7 protein-coding genes are annotated in these 6,885 nt (G+C 70.6%); 2 read left to right on the top strand and 5 right to left on the bottom strand.

Features of this window, described 5'->3' with window-relative positions:
* The 5 genes from D7X12_RS37265 to mglB form a co-directional block, all read right to left on the bottom strand.
* Nucleotides 1-245: hypothetical protein (locus D7X12_RS37265; protein WP_147443915.1), on the bottom strand; the 245-nt coding region annotated here is incomplete at its 3' end.
* A 5-nt stretch (nt 246-250) separates the two neighbouring features.
* Nucleotides 251-2,653 (bottom strand): tetratricopeptide repeat protein, encoded by a 2,403-nt coding sequence (locus D7X12_RS37260; RefSeq protein WP_120629953.1) that lies wholly within the window; start codon nt 2,651-2,653, stop codon nt 251-253.
* 14 nt (nt 2,654-2,667) lie between these two features.
* The gene (locus tag D7X12_RS37255; RefSeq protein ID WP_120629952.1) at nt 2,668-3,447 is read right to left on the bottom strand and encodes a dihydrolipoamide acetyltransferase; all 780 of its coding nucleotides are present in this window, start codon (nt 3,445-3,447) and stop codon (nt 2,668-2,670) included.
* Between the two features lie 109 nt (nt 3,448-3,556).
* Nucleotides 3,557-4,144: a gliding-motility regulator Ras-like GTPase MglA gene (gene mglA / locus D7X12_RS37250; protein WP_120615485.1), complete on the bottom strand. Its 588-nt coding sequence runs from the start codon at nt 4,142-4,144 to the stop codon at nt 3,557-3,559.
* An 11-nt stretch (nt 4,145-4,155) separates the two neighbouring features.
* Entirely contained in the window at nt 4,156-4,635 is a 480-nt protein-coding gene (gene mglB / locus D7X12_RS37245) for a gliding-motility regulator GTPase-activating protein MglB (protein ID WP_002637270.1), read from the bottom strand.
* Between the two features lie 223 nt (nt 4,636-4,858).
* Here mglB and D7X12_RS37240 point away from each other — a divergent pair, with 223 nt between their 5' ends.
* Both D7X12_RS37240 and D7X12_RS37235 read left to right on the top strand, forming a co-directional pair.
* Complete coding sequence (locus D7X12_RS37240) at nt 4,859-6,451, top strand: MSCRAMM family protein (protein ID WP_208719530.1); 1,593 nt, start codon at nt 4,859-4,861, stop codon at nt 6,449-6,451.
* Nucleotides 6,452-6,498: 47 nt separating this feature from the next.
* The coding region (locus D7X12_RS37235) for a FecR family protein (RefSeq protein WP_500683238.1) at nt 6,499-6,885 on the top strand (387 nt) is incomplete at its 3' end.

Raw genomic sequence — 6,885 nt, 5'->3', positions numbered from 1 at the left:
GCAGCATCGCCTGGCTGAGCGTGGCGGTGGTGGTGGGCATCTTCCTGCTGCTGGTGGTGGCCTTCGGTTCGGTGCGCAACGCGCTGCTCACGCTCATCAACCTGCCCCTGGCGCTCATCGGCGGAGTCCTTGGCTGGCTTCTTGGTGGAGGCCTTGGAGGACGCCTTGGTGGCGGGCCGGGGCGCGGCGTGGACGACGGCCACGGGCGCGAGGGCCATGAGGAGGGCGAGCAGGGGGCGGCGCATGACGCTCAGTCCTCCCCTTCCGGCGACAGGACGTCCTTGAACTCGGTGTCCAGCGCGCGCAGCGCTTCGCTCTTCTGCTTCGCGACCTTCTGGATGTTCACCGCGTTGTCCTGCGTGCGGCTGAAGGCCACGTCCACGGTGCCGGTGTCCGCCTTGAGCACCAGCTCGTAGAACTGCTGGCGCACGCGCCGGAAGCTGTCGTAGGCGATGCGGCCCACGAGGTTGCGCGCGTCGCCGGAGGCGCTGGACACCTCCTGCTCGTAGCCCTGGAGCAGCGCCTGTTCGGCGCGCACCTTGGCGCGGATGGACTGCACGCGGTGCTCCAGTCGCGCCTGGAGCGCCACCCGGGCCACCGCCACGCGGCCGCGCAGCATGTCCGTGCGCGAGCGCACCGCGTGCATGCGCAGGAGCACGCGCGTGTCCTCGCCGGACAGCCGGGCTTCCCCCGCGGCCAGCACCGCGTGCTCGTGTTGGAGCGCGGCGGAGTACCGGGTGCGGATGGCGGCCTCGCCCTCCAGCGACGTGTCCGTGGACTGGCGCTCGGTCGCGAGCCGGGCGCGGGTGTGGTCCAACTCCGACTGCAGGTCGCGCAGCGTGGCGATCTCCGCCTGGAGCTGCACCAGGAACTCGCGCTCCTCGGCGGGGTCCGCCTGCCGGTCCTCGCGGGTGTCCTCCACCCACTTGCGCACGGCGGCGGCGTTGGCGTGCAGGCTCTGCAGTTCGTACCCCAGTCGGAAGGCGTCGCGGTCCACCGCGTCCACGCGCGTCTGCATGCGGTGGCGGCGCTCCACCAGCTCGCGGGTGGTGGTGGGCAGCGTCTCGAAGCGGAGGCGCTGGGCCTCGCGCACGCCCTGGGCGACGAGCAGCTTCTCGCGCTCGGCGGGCGTCAGCTTCTCCTCCACCAGCTCCGTCTCCGCGCGCACCAGCGCCTGCTCCACCACCGTGAGCGCGGTGTCCACGGTCTCCACGCGGGTGTAGCCCTCCTGCAGCTCCGGGAAGGCCTCCGGCCCTCTGGCGTCCAGCGCCTCCAGGATGCGCGCCGCGATGGCCTTCGCCTCGCCCGCGCCCTGCCGTCCGCTGTCCAGGTCGCCCACCATCCGCACCGCGTTGGCGACCTCCTTCTGCGTGGACGCGTACTTGAGCGCCAGGGGCGGCAGCAGCGTGCTCACGTCGAGCGACTTCTCGTTCCGCGCCAGCAGGTTGTCGAAGTACGCGACGGGGTCCTGGTTCACGCGCAGCAGCGCGTCCACCTTGTCGCGCGCGGGCGCGAACGTGCGCACCACGCCGTCGTAGGTCTCCAGCGCCTCGTCGTACTGGCGCAGCTTCTGGAGCAGGTGGCCCTGGAGGATCTGCGCCTCGGGCGCGAGCTGCGAATCCGGAGAGACGAGCAGCAGGATGTCCGTGGCGTTCTTCGCCTGCACGAAGTCCTGCTTGCGGACATACGTCGCCGCCACTTCCAGCAGCGTCTCCGGGAAGCGCTCGCTCTCACGCGGCACCTGGCTGTACTGATCCAGCGCCTCGTCGTAGCGGCCCGTCTCGTAGAGGAGCCGGCCCAGCGACAGCCGCGCCAGCTCCCGGAAGCGCTGCGCCTCCGGCTCCGGCATCCCCGTGGACACCACCGCGTCCGGCCCGGTGGCGACGATGCGCTGGAACTGCGCGATGGCGGCGGGAAGGTCCCCCGCCTGCACGCTCAGGACTCCCAGGTGGTAGACGGCCTGCACGCGGAAGCGGCCAGGCGTCTGCGCCAGCGGGGCGAACAGCGCGCGCGAGCGCTGCTGGTGCTCCTCCGCAGACAGGTCCGCGCGCTTGAAGGTGCCGCGCGCGTGCACGTAGGCGATGTCCGGGGACAGCACGCCGCCGGACAGCTCGCGCGCCTTGTCCACGTACGCGTCGATGCCTTCGAACTGCTGGAGCCGCCCGGCCACCGCGAGGTAGCGGCTCACGGCTTCCTTGTAGCGCTGTGGCGTCAGGGGCAGCGCCAGCACGTCCCGCAGGTACACCCGCGCGCCAATGTCGTTCTTCTGCTGGTAGAGCGCGTCCGCCAGGTAGAAGACCGCTTCGGGGTAGCGCGGGTTGGACTTGAAGTCCGGGTCGCTCACCAGGTCGTAGAAGAGGACGGACGCGGCGGCCCAGTCTCCCAGGAGCGAGTGCAGCTCCCCCTCGGAGAAGCGCTTCAGCTGCGAGTCGGTGTTGCTCGGCTCGGGGCGCTCGGTGAACTGAGACTCCACGAAGCGCAGGCCTGCTTCGGCGGCGTGCAGCTGCGCTTCCACGGCCTCCACGGACGCGGCGCGCGTGCTCAGGGATGCGGGGAGCGCCGGCAGCGCGTCCCCGGGCTGGGGGGCCGGGGAGGGCGCGGGCGCGGCCCCGAGGGACAGGGCAAGGGCCAGGGCGTGCAGCGTCGCGGTCACGGCGGCTCCCGCTCCTACTTCGTCTCGCTGGAGGTGGAGGCCGGCACGGGCACCGCACCCGGCGCTGCTTCCGTCCCCGCTTTCGGCTCGGTGACGGGCGGCCTGGGCGTGCGCGTGTCCTTGGCCACTTCAATGTCGTATCTCACCGCGGGCCGGTCCTTCAGGTCCGTGGTGAGGCCACCCTTCTCCACGCCCACCACGTTCACCGTGGTGACCTTTCCGGACTCCGCGTTGAAGGTGTAACTGGATTGCACCTTGAACTTGTAGCCCTCCAGGTAGCTGAACACGCCGTAGCCGCTGCCCCGGTACACGAGCCGCACCGCGAGCTGGTGCTGGCCCGGCACGATGCGGCCGTTGAAGACCTCCAGCGACTGGTGCCGGTTCAGGTCTCCCTGCGTGTCCACCTGGGTGAAGATGGGCGCGCCATCCAGCGCGTACACCACGGACTCGAGCTGGAACGCGTTGCCCATCTCGTTCTTGTGCACGAGCACCGCGCGGGCCCCCGTGGACAGCTCGCCGCCCATCACCGTCTCCTGCAACAGCAGGAGGCGCGCCTTGGAGCGGTAGATCTTCTCCTTCAGGTCGACGACCTGCTCCTCCAGCGTCTTCACCCGCGCGGTGAAGGCCTCGTCCGCCGTCTTCTCCCCGGAAGGAGCGGTGGGCGTGGCGCCAGCCGCCGGTGCGGCCGTGGCGGGAGGGGTGGGGGATGGAGATGCACCCTGCGCGAACACCGGCCCACAAAGGCCAGCGCTCAGGAGCGCGAGGAGACGGAAGGTGGCGGATGCGACGCGCACGGTACGACCTCGGAAGGCGGCTCTGCCCGACGGCACGAGGTCATACCATCCTTTGCCGGGGGCTGCCCGATAGGGGGCACGCCTACCCGGCAGGGGAGCAGGCGTTGGATCAACCGCCCTTGCGCAGCTCCGTGAGGACCAGCTTGGCCACGGCCTTGAGCGTGTCGAACACGCCCACACCGGTGGGGGCCACGGCCTGGTACTCCGGCATGTTCCGGGGGTTGAGCGTCTTGTGCATCTCTTCGGTCGTCACCGCGTTGGGCAGGTCGCGCTTGTTGTACTGCATGACGGCCGGAATCTTGTTCAGGTCGTAGCCCTGCTCGGCCAGGTTGATGCGCAGGTTCTCGAACGATTCCATGTTCGCCTCCATGCGCTCGATCTGGCTGTCGGCGACGAACACCACGCCGTCCACGCCCTTCAAGATGAGCTTGCGGCTGGCGTCGTAGAACACCTGACCGGGCACCGTGTAGAGGTGGAAGCGCGTCTTGAAGCCGCGGATCTCACCGAGCGACAGCGGCAGGAAGTCGAAGAAGAGCGTGCGGTCCGTCTCCGTGGAGAGCGAGATGAGCTTGCCCTTCGTGTCCGCCGCGGTCTTGTTGTAGATGTACTGGAGGTTCGTGGTCTTCCCGCAGAGCCCCGGCCCGTAATAGACAATCTTGCAGTTGATTTCGCGGGATGAGTAATTGATGAAGGACATGGCTTCCCGGGTTACTCGCTGAAGAGGTTGTCGATATCGTCGTCGGAGATCTCGGCGAACGGCGAACCGGCTCCGGGGCTGTCGGTCTTCTTCACGAGGCTTTCGAAGATCTTCGTCAGCTCGTCGCTGGCCTTCTTGATGCGAAGGCGCACCAGACCCAGGCTCGTGCGGTTGTCGAAGATGACGACCAGCACCACCCGGCTGCCGACGATGGTCATGTAGAGGCTGTCCTTCGCCCCTTCATGGAACTGGTTGGGGAACTCGTTCTCCCCGATGAGCTTCGCCAGTCCGCCCATGGCGGCCACGTTGCCGGCCGTCAGCGACGCGAGCGACGTGGTGTCGATGTTCTGCGTCTGGCCCGCGGAGGAGATGAGCTGGCCGTTCTTGTCGACGAGGAAGACCACCTTCGCGTTCGCGTCCTTCGTGAGCCGGTCGCAAACGGCGTTGATCTTGGTGAACTCCTCTTCGTACATCACCAGTTGCGTGCCCATGGGCGTATGCGCTCCTCAGCGTTCGCTCGCCCCGCTCACGGCGGCGCTCCGATGTTTCTGGAGTGAATCCCGGAGGTTAGACGAGGCGCTACCGACCGTCGTCATGCTTAGCAAAGCAGTTCCACTCCAGCAAGAAGCCAGCCGTGATCCGCGCCGCTTCTTGATCGAATGACGGTATCGCGGGTTGGGCGACCTGCCCTCCTTCTCTATACTCCGCCGGGCCTTGCGCCGCTCTATCCCCCTCACCGACATCCTTCCGCGCCTGCTCGTCCTCCTCCTGGCGCTCGTCTGCTCCCGGGTCTCCGGGGCGCAGCCGCTCGAGCCGGAGCGGGCCTCGCTGCGCCTGCGCTACGGCCTGGCCCAGCGCGAAGGTCAGCAGGTGGATGTAGGGCCCGGGCTCACCTATGCCGGGCTGACGCCGAACGATGGCGCGCTGACGTTGACGGGCTGGATGGCGGGTGGGGTGGGGACGTGGCTGGGCGGCCAGGTGGATCTCCAGCGCGAGGCGTTCGACTTGAAGGACGCGCAGTCCGTGCGGGTGACGGGCGGCAGCCTCGCGCGCGGCTCGGTGGGGCCGCGCGGGCGCCTGTTCCTGGGGCCGGTGCGGCTGGAGCTGGGCGCGGGGTACGGCTTCGCGCAGCTGCCGCTGTTCGGCGGGTTCACGTCCGCGCCGGTGTTGCAGCGGGGCGTGCGGCACGCGGCGCTGGTGTCGGGCCGGGTGCTGGTGGCGCTGCCGGCGGGCTTCCGGCTGGAGGCGCGGGGCGAGGTGCCGCTGACGCTCTCCGCGCACGCGGCGGGAGGCCTGAAGGCGTCCTCTACGGGCTACGTCGTCGGGGCGGCGCTGCTCTACCCGGTGGTGCGCCGGGAGCGGTGGACCGGGACGCTGATGCTGGAGGCGCAGCAGGCGCGCGACACGATGACCTTGGAGGAGACGGGCCTGCGCTCCGAGCAGCGGCTGCGGCGCATGGGCCTGGCGCTGGAGCTTGCGTGGCGGGAGGACGTGCGGGCGTCGAGGCCCGTGGAGGGGCCGCGTCAGGGCTTCGTCCCGCTGCGGGTGGTGGACGCGGAGACGGGCGCGCCACTGGCCGGGGCCCGGGTCCTGGTGCCCTCCTTGAGGACCCCCGGCACGAGCGAGGAGCTGGTGACGGACGCACAGGGGCAGGTGCGGGCGCTCCTGCCGTCGGGCACGCAGTCCGCGCGGGTGAGCGTGGAGGGCTATGAGGAGGTGACGGAGAACGCCACCGTCAGCGACTCGGAGGAGAACGCCCCCGTCCAGGTCCGGCTGCGCAAGAAGGTGGCGCCTCCCACCACGGGCTCCCTGAAGGTGACGGTGGTGCAGGGCAAGGGCGGCGGCGTGCCCCTGCCCGGTGTGCGCGTCACCGCGGGCGCTGCCGGGCTGCGCACGGACATGCGGGGTGAGGCGCTGCTGGAGGCGCTGGAGCCCGGGCCGGTGGCCGTCTCCGTGGAGGCCCCGGGCTTCCGTCCGGCGGAGGAGGCCGCGGTGGTGGTGGTGGGGCAGGTGTCGGAGCTGCGGGTGGTGCTGTCCCCCGTGCGCAGCCGGCCCGAGCTGGCCACGCTGCTGGGGCAGGTGCGCAGCGCCCGGAGCGGACGGCCCCTGGTGGCGACGGTGTCCATCCCGCAGGCGAAGCTGCGCACGCGCACGGACAAGGCGGGCGGCTTCACCGCGCGCGTCCGGGGCGGCACGTACCGCATCACGCTCTCCGCGCCCGGGCACGTGTCGCAGACGAAAACCGTCACCGTGCGCGACGGCGAGCAGGCCATCTTCAACGTCGATTTGTTCCCGAGGGGCCGGTGAGTCGCGAGGCCGTCCGCCCGCGACTCCCGTCCGCTGCCGAGGTTTCAGTGAGTCCTGTCCGCATCCTGGCGCTGTCGCTGCTCGTCCTCGTCGGTGGCTGCTCGGGCTGCTCGGGCTGTGCGCGCGAAGAGGCGCCGAAGCCCGCGCCGGTGGCCGAAGTGGACGCGGGGGCCGCGGCGCCGCTCGCGCAGTTGGAGGGCCTGTCCGGCGACGTGCGCCTGGAGCGCGCGGGCAAGGTGGGGCCAGCCGTGGCGGGGCCGTTGCTCGCGGGCGACGCAGTGGAGACGGGCGAGCAGGGCTCCGCGGTGGTGCGCTTCCCGGGCGGACGGACGGTGGAGGTGGGGCGCGAGGGCCGCTTCGCGCTGGGCTCGGACGCGACAGGCGTGGTGATGAAGGTGGAGCGCGGCATCGTGCTGTCGCGCGTGCCGGCGGGT

Origin of the sequence: Corallococcus sicarius, from assembly GCF_003611735.1 — a bacterium.
Classification (GTDB): domain Bacteria; phylum Myxococcota; class Myxococcia; order Myxococcales; family Myxococcaceae; genus Corallococcus; species Corallococcus sicarius.
Note: the sequence above shows the minus strand (reverse complement) of the source record. Positions and strands in the feature narration are given on the sequence as shown.